Annotated in this window: 18 protein-coding genes; 7 read left to right on the top strand and 11 right to left on the bottom strand. The window is 69.6% G+C overall.

Annotated features, from left to right (window positions below):
- Positions 1 to 74: 74 nt before the first annotated feature.
- From AC16DP_RS07445 to cpaB, 11 genes are all read right to left on the bottom strand, one after another.
- The gene (locus AC16DP_RS07445) at positions 75 to 815 is read right to left on the bottom strand and encodes a TlyA family RNA methyltransferase (RefSeq protein ID WP_329728583.1); all 741 of its coding nucleotides are present in this window, start codon (positions 813 to 815) and stop codon (positions 75 to 77) included.
- Entirely contained in the window at positions 812 to 2,566 is a 1,755-nt protein-coding gene (locus AC16DP_RS07440; protein ID WP_329728672.1) for a 1-deoxy-D-xylulose-5-phosphate synthase, read from the bottom strand. The genes AC16DP_RS07445 and AC16DP_RS07440 overlap by 4 nt, the downstream gene beginning before the upstream one ends.
- Positions 2,566 to 3,456, bottom strand: a complete 891-nt coding sequence (locus AC16DP_RS07435; protein WP_329728582.1) for a polyprenyl synthetase family protein — start codon at positions 3,454 to 3,456, stop codon at positions 2,566 to 2,568. Before AC16DP_RS07435 ends, AC16DP_RS07440 begins: the two co-directional genes overlap by 1 nt.
- A 1-nt stretch (position 3,457) precedes the next feature.
- Positions 3,458 to 3,847 (bottom strand): response regulator, encoded by a 390-nt coding sequence (locus AC16DP_RS07430; protein WP_329728581.1) that lies wholly within the window; start codon positions 3,845 to 3,847, stop codon positions 3,458 to 3,460.
- Between the two features lie 29 nt (positions 3,848 to 3,876).
- On the bottom strand, positions 3,877 to 4,233 hold the full coding sequence (gene xseB / locus AC16DP_RS07425; RefSeq protein ID WP_329728580.1) for an exodeoxyribonuclease VII small subunit: 357 nt from the start codon (positions 4,231 to 4,233) through the stop codon (positions 3,877 to 3,879).
- 78 nt (positions 4,234 to 4,311) lie between these two features.
- Positions 4,312 to 6,054, bottom strand: a complete 1,743-nt coding sequence (xseA, locus tag AC16DP_RS07420) for an exodeoxyribonuclease VII large subunit (protein ID WP_329728579.1) — start codon at positions 6,052 to 6,054, stop codon at positions 4,312 to 4,314.
- Positions 6,051 to 7,886 (bottom strand): FHA domain-containing protein, encoded by a 1,836-nt coding sequence (locus AC16DP_RS07415; RefSeq protein ID WP_329728578.1) that lies wholly within the window; start codon positions 7,884 to 7,886, stop codon positions 6,051 to 6,053. The genes xseA and AC16DP_RS07415 overlap by 4 nt, the downstream gene beginning before the upstream one ends.
- A gap of 38 nt (positions 7,887 to 7,924) precedes the next feature.
- Complete coding sequence (locus AC16DP_RS07410; RefSeq protein ID WP_329728671.1) at positions 7,925 to 9,457, bottom strand: FHA domain-containing protein; 1,533 nt, start codon at positions 9,455 to 9,457, stop codon at positions 7,925 to 7,927.
- A gap of 34 nt (positions 9,458 to 9,491) precedes the next feature.
- On the bottom strand, positions 9,492 to 10,382 hold the full coding sequence (locus AC16DP_RS07405) for a type II secretion system F family protein (RefSeq protein ID WP_329728577.1): 891 nt from the start codon (positions 10,380 to 10,382) through the stop codon (positions 9,492 to 9,494).
- A 9-nt stretch (positions 10,383 to 10,391) separates the two neighbouring features.
- Entirely contained in the window at positions 10,392 to 11,237 is an 846-nt protein-coding gene (locus tag AC16DP_RS07400; RefSeq protein WP_329728576.1) for a type II secretion system F family protein, read from the bottom strand.
- Between the two features lie 53 nt (positions 11,238 to 11,290).
- Entirely contained in the window at positions 11,291 to 12,115 is an 825-nt protein-coding gene (cpaB, locus tag AC16DP_RS07395) for a Flp pilus assembly protein CpaB (protein WP_329728575.1), read from the bottom strand.
- Between the two features lie 276 nt (positions 12,116 to 12,391).
- On the opposite strand from cpaB, the gene AC16DP_RS07390 reads away from it, so the two are divergent.
- Genes AC16DP_RS07390 through AC16DP_RS07360 form a run of 7 tightly spaced genes read left to right on the top strand, consistent with a single transcriptional unit; the run spans position 12,392 to position 18,728 of the window.
- Positions 12,392 to 13,153: a TadE/TadG family type IV pilus assembly protein gene (locus AC16DP_RS07390; RefSeq protein ID WP_329728574.1), complete on the top strand. Its 762-nt coding sequence runs from the start codon at positions 12,392 to 12,394 to the stop codon at positions 13,151 to 13,153.
- Positions 13,150 to 15,120: a pilus assembly protein TadG-related protein gene (locus tag AC16DP_RS07385; RefSeq protein WP_329728573.1), complete on the top strand. Its 1,971-nt coding sequence runs from the start codon at positions 13,150 to 13,152 to the stop codon at positions 15,118 to 15,120. Before AC16DP_RS07390 ends, AC16DP_RS07385 begins: the two co-directional genes overlap by 4 nt.
- A 9-nt stretch (positions 15,121 to 15,129) precedes the next feature.
- The gene (locus tag AC16DP_RS07380) at positions 15,130 to 16,278 is read left to right on the top strand and encodes a TadE/TadG family type IV pilus assembly protein (RefSeq protein ID WP_329728572.1); all 1,149 of its coding nucleotides are present in this window, start codon (positions 15,130 to 15,132) and stop codon (positions 16,276 to 16,278) included.
- Entirely contained in the window at positions 16,269 to 17,012 is a 744-nt protein-coding gene (locus AC16DP_RS07375) for a hypothetical protein (protein ID WP_329728571.1), read from the top strand. The genes AC16DP_RS07380 and AC16DP_RS07375 overlap by 10 nt, the downstream gene beginning before the upstream one ends.
- On the top strand, positions 17,009 to 17,800 hold the full coding sequence (locus tag AC16DP_RS07370; RefSeq protein WP_329728570.1) for a hypothetical protein: 792 nt from the start codon (positions 17,009 to 17,011) through the stop codon (positions 17,798 to 17,800). The genes AC16DP_RS07375 and AC16DP_RS07370 overlap by 4 nt, the downstream gene beginning before the upstream one ends.
- Positions 17,797 to 18,024: a hypothetical protein gene (locus AC16DP_RS07365; RefSeq protein WP_329728569.1), complete on the top strand. Its 228-nt coding sequence runs from the start codon at positions 17,797 to 17,799 to the stop codon at positions 18,022 to 18,024. Before AC16DP_RS07370 ends, AC16DP_RS07365 begins: the two co-directional genes overlap by 4 nt.
- Positions 18,021 to 18,728: a hypothetical protein gene (locus tag AC16DP_RS07360; protein WP_329728568.1), complete on the top strand. Its 708-nt coding sequence runs from the start codon at positions 18,021 to 18,023 to the stop codon at positions 18,726 to 18,728. The genes AC16DP_RS07365 and AC16DP_RS07360 overlap by 4 nt, the downstream gene beginning before the upstream one ends.
- Positions 18,729 to 18,793: the final 65 nt, after the last annotated feature.

Raw genomic sequence — 18,793 nt, 5'->3', positions numbered from 1 at the left:
CGCCCGCCGTTCGCCGGCAACGAATTCCAGCGCTTCATCACGAAGGCGGAGCGATGCTTCGCGCCCTCACCCCGTCACGCTTTGTCCGCGACGAGCAGGGCCTCGACGTTGCCCGCGGGGCCGGGCACGGTCGAATCCATCACCCCGCGCACCGTGAGCCCCTGCTCCCGGACGAACGCGGACACCGAGTCGATGGCCTCCTGGCGCGCGGCCGGGTCCTTCACCACACCGCCCTTCCCCACCTTGTCCGGCCCCACCTCGAACTGGGGCTTCACCAGCGCCACCAGCAGGCCCTTGGGCTTCAGGAATGGCAGCACCGCCGGCAACACCTGCGTCAGCGAGATGAAGCTCACGTCGATGACCACCACGTCCACCGGCTCGGGCAGGTCCTCGGCCGTCAGGTAGCGCGCATTGACGCGCTCGCGCGAGCGCACCCGCGGATCCGTCCGCAGCTTCTCGTGCAGCTGCCCGTAGCCCACGTCGATGGCGTGGACGTGCGTGACCCCCTCCTGCAACAGGCAGTCGGTGAAGCCTCCCGTGCTGGCGCCAATGTCCGCGGCCACCTTGCCGCGCACGTCCAGACCGAAGCGCTCCAGGGCCGCCTTCAATTTCAGCCCTCCGCGAGACACGTAGGGCAGCACCTCGCCCTTGAGACGCAGCTCGGCCTCCACCGGCACCAACGCCCCGGGCTTGTCCACCCGCTGATCCGCCACCACCACCTGGCCCGCCAGAATGAGCGCCTGTGCCTTGGTCCGCGACTCGGCGAGCCCCCGCTCCACCACCAGCACGTCCAGGCGCTCCTTGCGTGGCTTCACGGCGCACCTCCCTCCGCGAGCAGGGCCAGGGCGGCACGCCGCAGGCCCGCGGCATCCAGGCCCAGCTCGGCCCGCTGCACGCGCGCATCCCCGTGGGGCACGAAGGTGTCCGGCATGCCCAGCAGCTTCACCCGCGCACTCACGCCCCTCGCGGCGAGCAGCTCCAGCACCGCGCTGCCCAACCCACCGTGCGTCGTCCCCTCCTCCACCACCACCACGCGCCCGCATGCGGCCGCTTCCAGCACCGCCGACTCGTCGAGCGGGGTGACGAAGCGCGCATCCAGCACGCTCCAACCCGGCTCCGAAGCAGCGGCCTCCAGCGCGGATACGCCCAGCGGCCCGAGCGTGATGAACGCCACCCGCGCCCGTGCCGCCCGCTTCAACCACCGCGCTCCACTCACCAAGCCCGTGCCCGGCTGCGGCTCCGAAGGCAGCGCCGGCAGCGTGCCCCGGGGGAAGCGCATCAACGAGGGCCCGGGCAGCGCGAGCGCGGTGGCGAGCATCGCCGTCACGTCCTCGCCCGTCACCGGCGCCATCATCGTGAGGCCGGGAATGGGCCGCAGCGAGGCCACGTCATAGGTGCCCTGGTGCGTGGCGCCATCCGCGCCCACCAGCCCGGCCCGGTCCACGGCGAACACCACGGGCAGGCCCGGCAGGCATACGTCGTGGATGACCTGATCGTACGCGCGCTGCAGGAACGTCGAGTAGATGGCGCACACGGGCCTCAGCCCCGTGACGGCCAGTCCCGCGCAGAAGGTGACGGCGTGCTGCTCGGCGATGCCCACGTCGAAGACACGCTCGGGGTAACGCCGCTTGAGCTCCACCAGCGCCGAACCCTCCAGCATGGCCGGCGTCACCGCCACCACGCGCGCGTCCCGCGCCATGACCTCTTCCAACGCCGAGGCGAAGGCCTCGCTGAAGGTGCGCTGGCCGCCGCGCGAGCGCACCAGCTTCCCATCCCGCCACTCGTAGGGCCCCATGGCGTGGCCGCGCGTCTGCGTGTCCGCCTCGGCCGGGGGAAAGCCCCTGCCCTTCTGCGTCATCGCGTGCACCACCACCGGGCGCGTGGACGCACGGGCCTCGCGCAGCGCATGCGTGAGCGCCCCGAGGTCATGCCCGTCCACCGGCCCCAGGTAGGTGAAGCCCAGTCCCTCGAAGAAGCCCCGGGCCTCGCGCGTCCGCAGCAACGCGGGAATGGCGCCCACGTTGGCGGAGATGGACATCTGGTTGTCGTTGAGCACCACCACCAGCGGCAGGTGCGTGCCCCCAGTGTTGTTGAGGCCCTCGAAGGTCAGCCCACCGGTGAGCGCCCCGTCCCCCACCACCGCCACCACGTGCCCGGGCTGTCCCCGCAGCTTCTTGCCCTCGAGCATCCCCAGCGCCGCGGACACGGCGGTGCTCGCATGGCCCGCGGCCAGCACGTCGTGGTGGCTCTCTCGAGGGTCCAGGAAGGGAGCAATCCCACCGGCCTGGCGCAGGGTGCCCATGCGCTCGCGCCGGCCCGTCAGCAGCTTGTGCGCGTAGGCCTGGTGGCCCACGTCGAAGACGAGCGCGTCCTGGGGCGAGTGGAAGACGCGGTGCAGGGAAACAATCAGCTCCACCGCGCCGAGCGAGGCGCCCAGGTGGCCACCCACGCGGCCACACAGGGAGATGATGTCCTCGCGCAGCTCCTCGCACAGGCGAGGCAGCTCGGACTCGGGGAGCGCGCGGACATCCCCGGGAGATTGGATTCGCGGCAGGAGCCGCTCCATCACGAGCGTCGCTCCACCGAGTAGCGCGCGAGCGCCGCCAGCGGGCCATCGTGCGGCTCCAGCGTCTTCACGGCGGCGATGGCCTCGGCCACCTTGCGCGCCGCGAGCTGCTTGGACTCCTCCAGCCCCAGCACCGCCGGGAAGGTGAAGCGTCCGGCGGCCGCGTCCGCGCCCACCGGCTTGCCCATGGAGGACGCATCCCCCGTGACGTCCAGCACGTCATCGGCGATCTGGAACGCGAGTCCCACCGAGTCCCCATACGTATCCGCGCGGGCCAGCGCGTCCGCGTCCCCACCGGCGGCGAGCACGCCCATGCGGCACGCGGCGCGGATGAGGGCGCCCGTCTTCAGCCGGTGCATCCGCGTGAGGTAGTCGATGTGGGCCGGCCGGTCCTCGGCGATGTCCAGCACCTGCCCGCCCACCATGCCCGACGAGCCCGAGGCCACGGCCAGCTCCCGGCACAGCACGCCGCGCACCGGCTCGGGGCCGCCCGCCACCAGGGCGAAGGCGTCCGTGAGCAGCGAGTCACCGGCCAGGATGGCCATGGCCTCGCCGTACACCTTGTGGTTGGTGGGCCGGCCCCGGCGCATGTCGTCGTTGTCCATGGACGGCAGATCGTCGTGCACCAGCGAGTAGGTGTGGATGAACTCGAGCGCGCACGCGCAGTCCTCCACCATGCGCGGCACGTTGCTCTGCTTCAGCACCGCCTCGGCGAAGGCCAGGCACAGCACCGGCCGCAGCCGCTTGCCTCCGGCCAGCAGCGAGTAGCGCATGGACTCGTGCAGGCGCGGTGGCACGTTCACGCCCAGCTCGTCCGAGCGCGAGCGCAGCAGGTTCTCCACCCGCTCCACCTGGGTCTGCAGGTAGGAATCCAGATCGAAGGACGACATATCAGGGCACCTCGGAAGCGGGCGGAGGAATGAGCTCACGCAACCGCTGGATGAGCGCGTTGAGATCCAGGGGCTTCACGAAATAGTCCGCGGCGCCGGCCTCCCGCCCGCGCCTCCGGTCCTCGGGCTCCCCGCGCCCACTGATGAAGATGACGGGGATGTCCCGGAACTGCTCGTTCTTCTTCACGGCCTTGCACAGCTCGAAGCCATCGATCCAGGACATGTTCACGTCCATGAGGATGATGTCCGGCCGCTTGAGCTGCAGGGAGGCGATCAGCCGCAGCCCGTTGGCCGCCGCGTTGACCTCGAAGCCCTCCGATTCGAGGGCGAACGAGAGCAACTCCCGCGTATCGCGGTCGTCGTCGACAATGGTGACCTTGGGCTTGGGCATGGCGTACCGATAGCTCTACAGCCGGGGGCCTAGAACGGCACGTCATCCTCGGGAGGCGGCGCCGACCGGGCGGCCCCCGAGCTGCCCCGGGACGGGGCGGGTGCCGGAGTGGAGGGCAGTGCCGGGGGCTTCACGCCCGCCTGCAGGGGAACCACCGCGTCCCGTCCGTCCTCGTTCAACAGCTCCTCGATGCGCTTCTCCGCCGCGTTGAGCAGCTGCTCGCCCCGGCGCACCAGCTTGATGCCGTCCTCGAAGGACTTGAGCGACTCCTCGAGCGTCAGCGTGCCGCCCTCCAGGCGCGCCACCACGTCCTCGAGCCGTTGCACCACCTCCCCGTACTGCTCGGGGACCTCTTCCGCCGCCTTGCCCTTGCTGTCCTTCGCCACTTCCGTCCACCTCGAAAAAGAGCAGTGGACTCTAGAGGAGGCCCCCACCCGGGTGCCAGCGGCACGTGCACCCGGACGTCAGCAATCCACCGGACCCTTCACCGCGGTGACGGTGGCCTCAATCTCCTCGCACCCCTGGAGTGTCTTCGCCCCGTTGTTGGCGAACTTGATGCCGAGCGTCTCGCCGGGCTGAACGTCCGAGATGGAACGCACCACGCCCCCGTCCCGCGTGCGGAAGGTCACCGAGTAACCCCGGGACATGACCTTCAGGGGGCTCATGGCATCCAGCCGGCCTTCTAGCCGCTGGAAGTGCCGCTGTGCCGACGCCAGGGTGTCCTTCTCCAGGGCGACCAGGCGGGCCTTGCGGTCCGCCAGCCGGGCGCGCAGCTCCGCCACCCGGGCCAGGGGCGAGCTGCGCTCCAGCACCAGCCGGGCCTGGGCCGCCCTCGCCCGCCGCGCCGCCACGTCCGCCCGCACCGCGGCCTTCAACCGCGCGGACAGCTGCACCAGCCGCGCCCGCTGCTCGGCGAGCCGGGCCTGGGGACGTTGGCGTTGCAGGTGCTCGGTGTGCGCCCGGAGCTCCTCGCGCCGCTCGCGCAGCACCTGGCGCAGCACCCGCGTCATCGCGTCCTCGGCGTCCGCCAGCCGCAGCCGCTCCGTGGACAGCCGCCGCCTCGGGTCCACCACCCGTCCGCGCAGGGCGCCCATCCGCTCGCGCAGCTCCAGCACCCGGCGCTCGGCCGCCTTGCGCAGCCGCACCGACTGCGTGGCCAGCGCGTACTCCAGATCCTGCAACACCGGGGCGAGCCGCTCCGCCGCCGCGCTGGGCGTGGGCGCGCGCCAGTCCGCCACGAAGTCGGAGATGGTGAAGTCGATCTCATGGCCGATGGCGGACACCACCGGCACCGGCGAGGCGAAGATGGCGCGCGCCACCCGCTCCTCGTTGAACGTCCAGAGGTCCTCCTTCGAGCCGCCGCCGCGCGTGACGACGATGACGTCCACGTCCGTGCGGGACAGGCGCTCGATGCCGCGGGCCACCTCCTCGGACGAGCCCTCGCCCTGCACGCGCGCGTCGCACAGCAGCACGGACAGGCGGGGGTTGCGCGAGTGCAGCACGCGCAGGAAGTCCTGCAGCGCCGCGCCGGTGCGGCTCGTCACCACGCCGATGCGCCGGGGCAGGAAGGGCAGCTCCCGGGGCGGGCGGATGCGGTTGTCGCCGATGAGGCCCTCGGCCGCCAGCCGCGCCTTGAGCTGCTCGAAGGCGAGCGCGAGGGCGCCCTCCCCTTCCGGCTCCAGCTTCTGGGCGATGAGGCTGTAGCGGCCGGCGGGCGCGTACACGTCCACGCTGCCCTCGGCCACCACGGCCAGCCCGTCGCGCAGGGCGAAGCGCAGCCGCGCCGCCTGCGAGGCCCACATCTTCACCTCGAGCGACGCCTCCGCGTCCTTGAGGGAGAAGTACAGGTGGCCACGGGCGTTGGGGCCCCGGAAGCCGGACACCTCGCCGCGCACCAGCACGCGCGGGAAGCGCGATTCGATCGTCACCTTGAGCTGCTGGGTGAGCTCGCCCACGGTGAGCACCGTGCGCGCCGGGGGCGTCCGCGAGGGCGGCGCTCCGGGCAGCGACGGCAGTGCCGCCGACACGTCCGCCAGCTCCGAGGGAGGCGGAGGCGCGGGGGGAGGAGAAGGAGGCTCGGGGGGAGGCTTGGGAGCCGCCGCCACCGTGCGCTTGGGAGCCGCACCCAACGAGCCGCCGAAGAGATCCCTCTGTCCGTCGGAGGCCTCCGGCGGGGTCTCTCCGGTGCTTCGCCGTTTCCTGGTCACTTGAGCTTCTCGACCCAGCTCTTGGCCTTCTGGTGCGTCTCGTCTTCCGACGGGGTCATGGCCATGACCTCGCGGAACTTGGGCACGGCGTCCTCGGGATTGGTGTCCTTGAGGGCGTAGGCCTGCAGGTAGAGATCCTTCGCCTTGGCGCGCAGCTCGGCGACGATGTTGTTGGCGCCGGCATGGCTGGGGTCGGCCTGGAGGGCGCGCTGGGCGTTATCCATGGCGCGGCCGTACTGGCCGGACGCCTTCGCGGCCGAGGCGCTCTTGAAGAAGATGTTGGCCGCGCGCGTGCCCGCGTTGCGCGACAGCTTGCTGCCCTGGCCCTTGGTGATCTTCTTGTCCAGATCCAGCAGGCGCGCCAGGCCCTTGGCGTCCAGGTCCTCCAGCTTCTTGTAGAGGTTGCCGAAGTCCGCCATCTGCGCCATCAGCGTCTTGCACTGCGGGCTCTTGGCGGCGCAGGCGTTGGCCATGGCCACGGCGCCATTGAGGTCACCATCGCGGAAGCGATCCACGGCCTGGTCCCAGGGCTTGGGCGCCTCCTTGACGGTGGGAGGCGGAGGAGGCGCGTCGCGGATGGCGATGGCGCGCTCCACCTGCTCGCTGACCACCTTGGCGTCGCGGTGCTCCGGGAAGGCCACGAGCACGTCGTCGACCATGGCCTTGGACGGATCCAGCTGCTTCTGCTCGAACAGGGCCAGCGCGTCACGCACGCGCTTGTCGGCCTTGTCCTTCAGGGTGGTGTGCAGCTGGCGCACCGCCTCGAAGAGCTGGGTGTCCTTGCTCACCTTGGCCAGCGCCGTGGCCGCCGGGCCGAGCTGATCCTTCTCCAGCGCCGCCTTGGCCGTGTCGATCGCCTCCTGGTTGGGGATCTCCTTCTCCACGCGCGCCAGGTAGTCCGGCAGCTGCACGTAGTTGGGCTCCAGCTCCTGGAGCTCCAGCAGCTTCGCCTTGGCATCCGCCCACTTGCCGTCGCGGATGAGGTTCTTGGCGTCCTGGAAGAGCGCGTCCATCGCCGCGCGCCGCTCCTGGGCGAGTTGCTCGTTGCGGGCCGCGACCTCGGCCTCGCGCTGCTGCTGCACCTTCATGACGGCCAGCAGGCCCACCAGCATCACGAAGACGGCGGCGGTGAGGATGAGCAGGCGCTTCTTGCGCTTCTGCGCGTTGGGATCCGCCGGCGTCGCCGCGGCACGGCCCCGGGTGCTGCGCACGCGCCCCTCGGGCCGGGGCGGCGGACGGCGCGGAACCCCGGCGAGAGCCCCACCCTCCTCCCCTCCGGCGTCCTCGGCGGGAGCGGCGGCGGGAGCCGGGGAGCGGGCGCTGCCGCGGCCCGGCCGTGGCGGAGGCGCCGAGGGCATCGGCATCATCATCGTGGCGTTGGAGTTGTCGTTGAACGTCAGCTCCGTGTCGCCGAGCGTGAGGGTGTCGCCATGGGCCAGCGGCATCTCGCTGGTGAGCGGCTCCCCGTTGAGGAGCGTGCCGTTGCCGGAGCCCAGGTCGCTCACCTCCCAGCCCCCGCCCACGCGGCGGATGAGCACGTGCTTGCGCGACACCGAGGTGTCCGGGATGCAGATGGGGTTGTCGTTGGCACGGCCGATGACATACTCGCCCTCTTCCAGGGCGAACTCGTTACCGGAGCACGGGCCCGCCGAGCACACCAGCCTGGTGCCCATCACCGGCAGAGACGGCTCGCGCACGGCGGGGGCCTGAGCCGTGCCGGTCGCGGTCCTGCGCGCCGGGGGGCGCTGACTGGTGGAGCCACCCGAGGGAGTGCCACCCGAGGGGGAGCCCGTCGTGGGCCGACGGCGTGCGGGGGGAGAACCGTTCGACATGGAAAGTCACCACTTCGTTGGGTGCACGGACACGGGCCTCACAGCCCATGCTCGTTGGCTTTTTCGAGCGCCAGATTGTGGCAGCGATGCGCCGGTGTAGGGAAGCGCCGGGTGATCTCTTCGAGCACCCGCCGGGCCCGCTTCTTGTCCTTGAACTGGATGTGCCGTTGGAATTCCAGCATCAGCTGGCCACACTTCTGGTCCAGGTCCACCGCCACCTGGCCCATCATGTGCCGGACGTCCTCGTACAGCTCGGGCTTCTCGTCCAGGGCCTCCAGGGTGATCCACGCCGAGCGGTAGTTCTCCCAGGCCAGCGAGAGGTTCTCCGCGCCGACGTCCTTGCGCTCGTAGAAGTCACGAGCCCGGGTCACGTAGCTGCGCGCCGTCTCCAGCAGCTCCTCGGGGCGCAGGTCCGGGACGGGGATGATCTCCAGGCGCAGGTTCCACACCCGCCAGCTGTCACGGCCCGGGGGGTTGCGGACGTTGTCGAAGACCAACTGGTTGTGCGCGTTCCGCTTGAGCACCGAGGGCGAGATGATCTGCTGGAGCTCCCGCTCGGTGGCGGTGACCATGTCCGGAGGCAGCGAGCCCAGCGGCGTCGCGTTGACGCTGAGGGTGACCTCGTCCTTGGAGATGCCGCTGGCCTGGTAGCGCAGGACCGCGACCGCGCGTGTGGGCGACACGAACTCGAAGTCGAAGAGCTTCATGTCCGGCTGCTCCCACGTCACGCCCTCGCCCAGGCCGAACGAGTCCGTCACGGTCTGGAGGCCGAGGGACGTGGGCTCCGGACCCCGGGACAGCCCTTCCAGGTCGGGCTTGAAGACGATGGCGAGCCCGCCCACCACGCCGGCCAGCAGCAGGAGCACCACGGTGGACAGGACGAGCTTGCCCCCGCGGGACAGCCCGAGCCACCACAGGGTGAGCTGGCCTCCCAGGGTCTCGCTCAGCTCGCGGCGGCGCCGGGCCTTGTCGGCGGCGGACAGGCCATCGGCTCCAGCCGAGGGGCGCGCGGGGGCGGTGGGAACGGCCGCCCGCTCGGGTGCCGCACGGGACAGCGGGGCCGAGGTGGGGGGCTCCACCGCCAGCGATTCCGCCAGGGTCTCCGAGCGGGCCACCGCCAGAGGCCCCGACGCGGGAGCCAGGACGGGCGGCGCCGAGGACGCCGGATCGAGACGCGGCGTGGGAAGAAAGGAAGCGGGCTGGGTGGACGGCCCCGCGGACGCGGCCTGGTTGCGGCGGATGAGCCGGGTGGCCTCGTCCTCCTCCTCCTCCACCGGCGTGAAGGGCCGGGTGGCGTCGTCCGCGCTGACGACCTCCTTGAAGACGAACTCCACCGGCCCCAGGGAGATGCGATCGCCGTTGCGCAGCTCCCGCTCACCGGAGATGGGCGCGTCGTTGATCAACGTGCCGTTGGCGCTGCCCAGGTCCTGCACGTAGAAGCGCCCGAGCCGATCCGAGACGCGCACGTGCTTGCGCGACACACCGGCGTCCTGAAGCACCACGTCGTTCTCCGTGGTGCGGCCGATGTGGATCTCGGCCTGCTCGAAGAGAAGCTCCTTCCCCGCTTGCAGACCCTTGGCGATGGTGAGCTGGAAGCCCAGGGCCCTATCCCCCGACGTCTCCGAACATGAACTGGAACACGATGGGCCCGAAGAGGACCATGAACACCGTGGGGAAGATGCAGGCGATGAGCGGGAAGAGCATCTTCACCGGCGCCTCGCCGGCCAGCTTCTCGGCGCGCTGGGTGCGGTCGATGCGCAGCTGGGTGGACTGGATGCGCAGCACCTTGCCGAGGCTGGTGCCCATCTTGTCCGCCTGGACGAGCGCGGTGACGAAGGTGGTGAGCGCCGGCAGGTCCACCCGGGCGATCATCGCCTTGAGGGCCTCCTCGCGCGTCTTGCCCATCTTCAGCTGCTTGAGGACGATCTGCAGCTCCTCGCGCAGCGGGCCCGCCTTGCCCTTCTCCACCACCTTGGCCAGCGCGCCGGTGAAGTCCAGACCGGCTTCCACCGACAGCGTCAGCAGGTCCAGGCTGTAGGGCAGCGCCCGGGAGATCTGCAGGTGACGCTTCTTCACCTGATCATTCACCCAGATGAGCGGGTAGTACAGGCCGAACAGCGCGAAGGCGAGCGACCAGGCCAGGTTCTCGTTGACCGCGTTGATCAGGATGAGGCCCGCCACCAGGCCCAGCACGGCGCTGATCTCCTGCATCGCCATGATGTCTTCGGGCTTGAGCGCGTTGGGCTCACCGGCCTTGGTGAGCTTCTTGCGCATCTTGTTCTCATAGCCCGGCCACATCAGCCGCCGGTTGAGCGCGCCCAGCTTGCGGATGGTGACCGAGCCGAGGCCCGCGACACCACCCGCCGAGTCATCCCGCACCTCGGAGAGGAACTGCGAGAAGTAGTTCTGGTAGACGCCGAATCCGAGGAAGCCCGCCGACGTCGCGAACATCAGCGCAGCGCCCCCCATCAACGTATTGGTGAGGATGTCGCTCACGGCCACTCCTTAGATATCGATGTTGACGATGCGCCGGATGATGATCACGCCCAGCACTTCCATGATGGCGATGACCGTCACGAGGATGTAACCGAACCAGTGGTCCATCATCGGCTCCATCAGGTCCGGACGCATGTAGTTGAGGACGAGGCCGAGGATGGCCGGCATGGCCGCCACCACCCAGCCCTGCAGCTTGCCCTGGGCGGTGAGGGCGTCGATCTTGCCCTCGAGCCGGAAGCGCTCGCGGATGACGCTCGAGATGGTCTCGAACATCTCCGCCATGTTGCCGCCGAGCTGGCGCGCGATGTTGGTGGCGACCACGACGAGCTCCAGGTCGTCACTGCCCACGCGCCGGCCCATGTTGATGAGGGCCTCCTCCAGCGGCACACCCAGCTTCACTTCCTTCACGAAGAGCCCGAACTCCTGGGCCAGGGGCGGCTGGGCCTCGCGCGCCACGTGCTCGATGGCCTGCGGGAACGTGAGACCCGCCTTGAAGGCGTTGGCCATGGCCTGCAGCGCATCCACCAGCTGCACGTTGAACTTCTTGATGCGCCGCTTGCGGTAGTGCTTCACCAGGATGATCGGCAGGAAGAAGCCGAAGATGGTGGCCACCACGCACAGGATGGGGTTGAAGATGATGTACGTCATGATGCCCAACAGGCACATGCTGGCGATGTTGAGCACCAGCAGCTGACGGGCATCGATGAAGAGGAACATGTCGCTCAAGTCGTTCATCGACTTGACGACGTACCGCTCCTGGTACTGCTCATAGGCCTTCGCCAGGACGGTGAAGATCACCAGGCTGAAGAAGAAGACCGACCCGGTGACGAGGAGTAGGACGATTCCGGCCAGCATGCGCGGGGACTTCCTTCAGCTTCGGGGGGAAGGGGAACGCACGGACGCAGAGACTACGGAGTACCCGAGGAGCCGACCGCGCTCTTCTCGGAGCTGCCGCCCTTGATGATCTGGATGATCTCGCGGCGCTTCTGCTCGAGCACGCGGGTGCGCTCACCGGAGAGCAGCGTGCTGATGGTGGCGCGGCCGCGCTCCTCGATCATGTCCACGTCCTCCTCGTTGCGCAGCGAGAGCGTGAGGTTGCCCAGCTCGCTGGCCAGCGTGAGGATTTCGGCCTCCTCGGGGATCACCATCAGCGTGATGTTCTGGTACTCGCGCTGGTGCTCGGGGATGAGGTTGACGTTGGTGGTACCGGTGACCTTGCCGGTGGCGAGCACGATGACGTTCTGCAGCAGCGTCACGGCCACGTTCTCGTCCGTCTGGGGATCGCGGAAGGTGCCGATCACGTCCACGTGATCGTTGGGGCGCACCCAGCCACCCACGGACGTGGTGGGCTTGGAGTCGATGGTGATGGCGCGGACCTTCTTCTGCACCTTGGTGGACAGGCGCTCGGCGGCCTTGGTGGTCTCGAACTGGCTCCACAGGAGGGGGTCACCCTGCTGCAGCGCCACGAGCACCTTCTGGCCCACCACGTAGGTGGCCGAGTCCGGCTTCACCACGGAGGAGGTGACGAACTGCTCGGGGACCGAGCGCTGGTTGATCATGTCGAAGGTGATGACGGTGCCCTCGGGGATGTCCGCTGAGGCCACGACGACTGGCACCAGGTTCCAACCACGGCGCACATCCGATTCCTTCTTCTTGATGGCGGACCACGCGATGATGCCGGCCAGCAGGCCGAGGCCCAGCGCGATGAGGAGCGGTGTCTTACCCTTCAGCATGTCTCGGAGACCTCCAAAGCGGGGAGCGCCCGGGGGGGCGGAACTCGTAGGTGGCGCGGCTGCTTTGCAAAGCGGGGGCCCGGGGCACCAGCGGGTGGGATGTTATCCACCCACCACGCAAAGTGTCAAAGTCACGAACCCTCGGCTGCCGGTTTGTTCCGATCTGGCGGGTCCCCGTCCCCCTCGTGGAGGGGGGGTCTTCCCTCTGAGACCCCCGGTGGAACACCCGCCCGAGTGACAGGGCTGTGGCACGGATGTCGCTCCAGGGCGGCGTCCATGAGTGAACACCTCTCCCGAGACGGACAGTCGGGCCAGGCCGCGGTCGAGTCGGCGCTGGTGCTGCCGCTGATGGTCTTCCTGGGCCTGGGCCTGCTGCAGCTGACGCAGATGCAGCAGGCGAAGCTGATGACGGAGTACGCGGCGTACTGCGCGGCGCGCTCCGGCATCGTGTGGAACGGCAACGCCGAGCGGATGCGGGACGCGGCCCTGGTGGCGGTGCTGCCCACGCTGGGCCGCACGGACGCGCCGCCGGAGCTGGCCAGGACGTGGACGCGGGCGCGGCTCCTGGACGAGATGCTGCGGCGGCTGCCGTGGCCCACGCGGGACACGGGGGTGCCGGACTCGGTGAATGGCGCTCCCCTGTCCGGCCTGGTGCGCGTGGATACGGTGAGCCCGTCCGGGTTCTCGCCGAAACGGGGCGAGCTGGAGTTCGACGGGCCGGAGGGCCTCGCCGAGGAGGTCTACCGCGAGGCCACCGTGCTGAGCGTGCGGGTGCGCTACTGGTACGAGCTGCGAGTGCCCTTCGCCAACCAGCTCGTCTTCACCGCGTGGTGGGCGGCCAACGCGGGCGCGGGGCCGAGCCACCAGCGGGGATACGCCACGCTCCACCGGCGGGAGTTGGGTGTGCTGCGGGGACTGGCCGCGGACAGGCGCTACTTCCTCCCGCTGACGGCCACCTACAGCCTGCGGATGCAGTCGAACTTCCATTCCAAGTGGCTGATGCACCCGAACCCGGACGGGGGGGCAGTGACGCCATGATGACCCGCGCTCTCCGGCGGAGCTTCGAGCGGCAGGAAGGCCAGGCGCTCGTCCTCGCGTGTCTGCTGATGCTCGTGCTGAGCATCGCCCTCATCACCACGGTGAACCTCGGGCAGGGGGTGCACGAGCGGATCCGCCTGCAGAACACCGCGGACGCGGCGGCCTGGTCCACCGCGGCCATGGAAGCCCGCGCGTTCAACTTCTACGCGTTCACCAACCGCACGCAGGTGTCCCACTACGTGTCGGCGATGATGTGGCAGTCGCTGGACTCGTTCGTGTTCTCCGTCCAGGCCTTCCTGACGGACCTCTACGGGTTCATGCGCACCATCGGCCCGTGCTTCCCCCAGGACAGCCGCGACGGACTCTTCTGGGTGAGCGTCTGCACCCTGCTCGACACCCTCCCCTCCATCCACGCCATCATGCGGGGGCTGGACCTGGTCTTCACGGTACTGCGGGGGATGTTGCTCCTCATGAAGCCCGTGATGGAGCCCCTCGACCGGGTGATCGGCCGGGTGGTGATTCCCGGGCACCGGATGCTCAACGCGGTGATGGCGGGCACGGCCACGGCGGTGATGCTCGCCACCTCCACGTACGTGATGGGCACGTCCCAGGCCATCATCGAGGCGAACGATCCCGAGGTGGACCCGCTCGTCCCCCAGACGCTCGCGGGACTCATCAACCAGTGCCTCTACAGCCGCGCGCACGACAAGGCGGCCAACGGGACGCCCTTCAGTCCGGTCAATCCCTTCGAGCCGCTGGATCCCACGCGGCGCAACGAGACCGACAAGACCGCCCGGGCCAAACGGGTGATGGCGGGCATCACCAACGCCACGCGCTTCGCCTGCGATGCGAAGGACGGTGAGTGTCCCGAGTCCCTCGTCACCGACCGGAAATGGGGCGGCCTCATGCCCATCCCCCGGTGGCTCGCGCCGCTGGAGAGCGTGCTCGATGGCATCCCCAAATGGGGCCAGACGCGCTTCCTCACCTACCGGCTCGGCGAGGGGAACGGCAGGAGCGCCAGGGGCGGCAACAAGATCCGCGAGTCGAAGGACCTGCCCCACCTGCCCATGGGAATGCTCGCCCAGGGCGATGTGCTCGGCGCGGACGACCCCTACTTCATCAAGTTGCCGGGGCCGGCTTCCCTCAACCTCGGGGGCACCCGGCTCCTGAATCCCTTCCGCTGCCCCAAACAGCCGGGCCCCGGTGACACGCGGACCTGGCGCGACTGCTGGGGAGACCCGCGCGAGGACAAGAACGACACCCTGAAGACGAGTGTGTGGGCCATGAGCGGCACGGACCTGCGCGAGAACGGCATCCACTGGCGCGTGGTGTTCCCGGGAGAGGCCTCGAAGCAGGAGGACCGGAACGTGGGCCTCTACGAGTCCAGGACGTGCCTCGCGAGTGTCCAGGGCGCGTGCTTCTTCGAGATGTCCGTGTACGTGGCCAACGTCCGCATCGACCCGAAGGACCACAACCACCCCTGGCCGGGGCTCGTGCCCTTCCCCCACTTCGAGCCGGGGGACTACGCGAAGGACTGCGCGGAGGGCCTCGACGACACACCGAGCATCGCGGCCATGGCGGGGCGCCGGGATGACTTCAACCAGCCCTCCACCTGGGTGCTCCTCACCAAGAGCGCGGATGCGTTCCGCCACACCCCGGGCCAGCTCAACGCCCAGGGGAAGCTCACCTTCTCCTTCGGCACGTCTCCCGAGACGCTGGATTTGAGGAACGGCCGCAAGACGGTGGGGCTCGGAGGCTCGCCGGGGATGAGCGTCATCTCCCGCGGCCAGACGTACTACCACCGGCCCGGGAACTGGACCGAGCAACCCAACTTCTTCAACCCGTACTGGCGGCCCCGTCTGGCGGCGGTCTGGCAGGGCAAGGACTCGCTGCCGCTCGTGGAAGAGCTGGCGGACGCATTGCCCGGCGACCTGAAGGACTCACCCGCGCGGTTCATCACCCACTGAGGCCCCGCCATGAAACACGTCCGTCAACAGTTGAAGTCCGTCCGGCGAGGGGCCGCCACCGTCGAGCTCGCACTCGTGGTGCCGCTGCTCGTCTCCCTGGTGATGTTCAGCGTCTTCCTGAGCGAGGTCATCCGGGCCCGGCTCAAGCTCCAGGAGGCCAGCCGGTATGTCGCCTGGGAGATGACAAGCTACACCCTGAGCGACTACGCCACCGCGGACCACGACAAGGCCTTCGGCCTCGCCATGAAGGCCACGGTGAAGGAGGCCGCCGAGCGCTACGCGGACCTGGACTCCATCGAGCCCGAGGGGCGGTTCGGCACGATGCTGCGCGCCGCTCCGGTGCAGGTGAGCATGCGCAACCAGAGCGTCTCGGGGGTCGATCTGAGCCGCGTCTTTCCTGGGATTGCTGGCGGCAAGGGCCCCGAGGCCGCCGCCGCGATGGGCAGGACGATGGGCGAACTGCTCGGGCACTTCCGCTTCAACACCCGGGGACAGGTGGAGGTGGAGACCACCAGCACGCTCTCCAGCCACGTGCTGCCCCGGTTCTATCTGCAGAAGGAGCAGCACGGTTTCTTCGACGTGGACAACTGGGGCGGACGGGACCTGAGCCGCCTGCCGGTGAAGGAGCGCTACACCCTCATCGCCACTGGCTGGCACCTGCCCGATGGTGGGGATGCGCTGATGAAGCCCCAGCGGGCGGGGGTGCGTGGCGACGGCTCGCGGCATGGCCTCCACCAGCAGGTGGACCGGATGAAGTTCCTGGGGGTGGGCAGCTACCTGGACCAGGTGGAGCTGGACCGGCTCGGCGCGGTGGCCCGCTTCCTCCTTCCCGACTTCCAGGGCCCCTTCGTGGTGTCCCACAACTACGTGCCCGGAGAGAGCGGCCGCGGCTGCAACAAGAGCAAGCACGGCGCCCCGATGGGGCTCAACAACGTCAACGCCTACCCCGGTCTGGATGACCCGGCCCAGCGCTGCTTCGACACCGCTCCGTTCCGCGACACACAGGCCTACGACCAGTCCCTCTACCGGAAGATGTTCATGGCCCGCGGCCCCCACTTCATGGGCTGCAAGAACGCCCAGGCGGATACGCCCTCCATGCCCGGCCTCGACCCCAGTACGTCCACCGACTCGAACGAACGGAAGATCCCATGCGAGTGAGTGCCCTCCCCCTTCTCCTGCTGCTGTGGGCCGCTCCGTCGTGGGCGGAGCAGGAGCTCGCGGTCTACCCCGGCACCGTGCACACGCGGATCGGCGAGGACCTGCTCATCGGCGGCCAGCCCCACCGCATCGCGTACTTCACCACGGCGGACTCGTTGGTGAAGGTGGCGAGGTACTTCCACGGCTTCTGGACGAAACAGGGCTACCCCGTCGTCGTGAATGGAGACCTGCAACGAGAGGCCGTGGTGTCGGCCTTCTTCACGCGCGAGGGACTCCAACGGGCCGTGGTGCTGCGCACCCACCTGGGGAAGACGGTGGGCTTCACCGTGCTCAAGGACCTGTGGTGGTACGAGAAGCCCACGAGCACCCGCGCCAGTCCCTTCATCCCGGTGGAGGGCGCGCTCTTCAGCGCGGACGTGGGCTCGCGCGATGCTGCGGGTGGCTCGAGGCACCGCACCCAGGTGGTGGAGCGCGGACTCGACGCCGTGCGCCAGGAGCTCACCGCCCGGCTCACCGCCGAGGGCTACACGCCCGTGCGCGAGTCCGGGGGCAGGTTGGATGGACAGCGCACCTTCGTCCTCGAGTCCGCACGCGGAGCCGGGCAGCTGCTCACCACCCTGGTGGAGCTGGCGCCCTCGCGGGTGGCCATCTCGCAGAGCTGGGTGGGGACGGACCGGCCCGATGGCATGTCCAACGCCGAGGCCGTGCGTCAGGCTCGCGAGGGGACACCATGAGCACGCTCCTCTGTGCCCTATCCCTGGTGCTGCTGGGCGCCGCTCCGATGGAGGTGTCGCGCGGGATGCTCTTCGAGGCCATTCCCGAGCGGCTGGACGCACGCGTCGGCGAGTGGGTGACGTACCAGATGGAGGGAGGCCCCCAGTTGGGCTTCCTCCGTCTGGCCGTCGTCGCCGAGCAGAAGGACGCCCAGGGCCGCGACGCGGTGTGGGTGGAACTGGAGCTCGGCCAGCACCCGGCGATGAAGGCTCCGCTGGCGCAGTTCCTCCTGCTGGTGGCCCGCGACACGGGGCTGCGCACCGAGGGCGTCTCCCGGCTGTTCGTCACCCAGGGCTTCGAGAAGCTCCAGGAGGTGGACACCGCCGCCCTGCCCTTCTTCCTCGGCTCGCCCGGGAAGCCGCCGCCCCGCCCCGCCCTTCCGCCCCCCTCGGCGCGCCTGGCCGTGGGAGAGGGCTCGACCGTGCGCCGGGGCCCGCCCACCCGCCTCATGACGTTCGCAGGCACGGTCACCGCCGAGCCTCTGGAGGTCCGCCACCGCCAGCTCGTCCTCGAGCGCTACTGGGTCAGCCGGGAGATCCCCATCCTTCGCCTGGCGAAGCTCGAGTTCCCTCCCATCCGCTACTCGATGGAGGTGCGCGACCATGGCGTGGACGCCCGGCCCCGCCTGGTTCCCCCCGCCCCCGGTGACAAGAAGATCACCCTGGAACCGGCCAGCCACCTACCACCCCACTTCCAACCCGTGTCACAGTCTGCTACCGATTGGGGTACGGAGGACAACCGACCATGAAGACCCACACGCCTCGCCCTCAGCTCCGCCGCCGTCAGCGCCGCGGTCAGGCCATGGTGGAGTACTCCTTCGTCAACTGGATCCTCGTGCTCGCCCTCATCGTGTCAATGAGCGTCGACTTCGGCAGCGGAGACCAGAAGATGAACGTCATCGACGCCTTCCTGCGCGCGTACCAGATTTATTACGACTCGTTCTACTTCGTGCTGAACCTGCCGTTCCCGTGAAGCCGTCCTCCGCCGCGCGGCAGCCCGCCCCGCTCCCGCTCCGCGTCCTTCACGGGCTCGTCTTCGGGGGCTTCACCGCCATGTGTCTCGCGGCGGGCTCCCCCGAGTTGCTTCACCTGGTCCGCACCCAGCTCCAGCCCTTCCACCCCGGGCCCCCTCCCCGCCTGGACATGCTGTTGCCCATGCTCGCGGCCCTGGTGGGCATGGTGGCCGTCCTCGTGCAGAACGTGCGGGGGCGCACGGTGCGGCTGTCCTGGTCCCTGCTCATCCTCGGCGCCCTCGTGCTCACCCTCTGGGGCCAACGCGACGGGCTCGTGGCCGGACGCACCGCGGACTCGGCGAATGTGAAGATCCTCGAGGTGGCCCGGAAGCTCCATGAGGGGACCGCCGGTGCCCTGCGGTCCCAGGGCGCTGTTTCCGAGGATGTGGGCACCTGGCAGACCGCGCTGGAACAGATCTCCCAGGGGGAACCTTCTCCCGTGCGCACGCGCTCGTTCGCGCCACTGCCCTTTCGCATCCGGAAGATCGAGTCGCCCGAGGCGCTGCCCTCGGATGCTCCTCCCGGCACGCTCCTGCTCTACGTCATGCCCGGCGGCTTCGCCTATGCGCTCCATCCCGTGGGGGTATCGCCTACCGGCGAGCCATGGCCTCTGCGCGCTCCCGATGGTGAGGCCCTCGTGTTCCGCGGGGCCGCCAATCCGTGAACCCGTGAGCCGCCCGCGGTCGCTGGGGGCGCGGGCAATGAGTACGGGCACGGATACCCTCACCC

This window comes from Archangium sp. (assembly GCF_057119385.1).
This window is presented reverse-complemented; position numbering and strand designations above follow the sequence as displayed.

Coding starts and splice junctions, on each gene's coding strand:
- AC16DP_RS07440 (WP_329728672.1), bottom strand. CDS start 2,566: ATGGAGCGGCTCCTGCCGCGAATCCAATCTCCCGGGGATGTCCGCGCG.
- AC16DP_RS07435 (WP_329728582.1), bottom strand. CDS start 3,456: ATGTCGTCCTTCGATCTGGATTCCTACCTGCAGACCCAGGTGGAGCGG.
- AC16DP_RS07430 (WP_329728581.1), bottom strand. CDS start 3,847: ATGCCCAAGCCCAAGGTCACCATTGTCGACGACGACCGCGATACGCGG.
- AC16DP_RS07415 (WP_329728578.1), bottom strand. CDS start 7,886: ATGTCGAACGGTTCTCCCCCCGCACGCCGTCGGCCCACGACGGGCTCC.
- AC16DP_RS07400 (WP_329728576.1), bottom strand. CDS start 11,237: ATGCTGGCCGGAATCGTCCTACTCCTCGTCACCGGGTCGGTCTTCTTC.
- cpaB (WP_329728575.1), bottom strand. CDS start 12,115: ATGCTGAAGGGTAAGACACCGCTCCTCATCGCGCTGGGCCTCGGCCTG.
- AC16DP_RS07390 (WP_329728574.1), top strand. CDS start 12,392: ATGAGTGAACACCTCTCCCGAGACGGACAGTCGGGCCAGGCCGCGGTC.
- AC16DP_RS07385 (WP_329728573.1), top strand. CDS start 13,150: ATGATGACCCGCGCTCTCCGGCGGAGCTTCGAGCGGCAGGAAGGCCAG.
- AC16DP_RS07380 (WP_329728572.1), top strand. CDS start 15,130: ATGAAACACGTCCGTCAACAGTTGAAGTCCGTCCGGCGAGGGGCCGCC.
- AC16DP_RS07375 (WP_329728571.1), top strand. CDS start 16,269: ATGCGAGTGAGTGCCCTCCCCCTTCTCCTGCTGCTGTGGGCCGCTCCG.
- AC16DP_RS07370 (WP_329728570.1), top strand. CDS start 17,009: ATGAGCACGCTCCTCTGTGCCCTATCCCTGGTGCTGCTGGGCGCCGCT.
- AC16DP_RS07365 (WP_329728569.1), top strand. CDS start 17,797: ATGAAGACCCACACGCCTCGCCCTCAGCTCCGCCGCCGTCAGCGCCGC.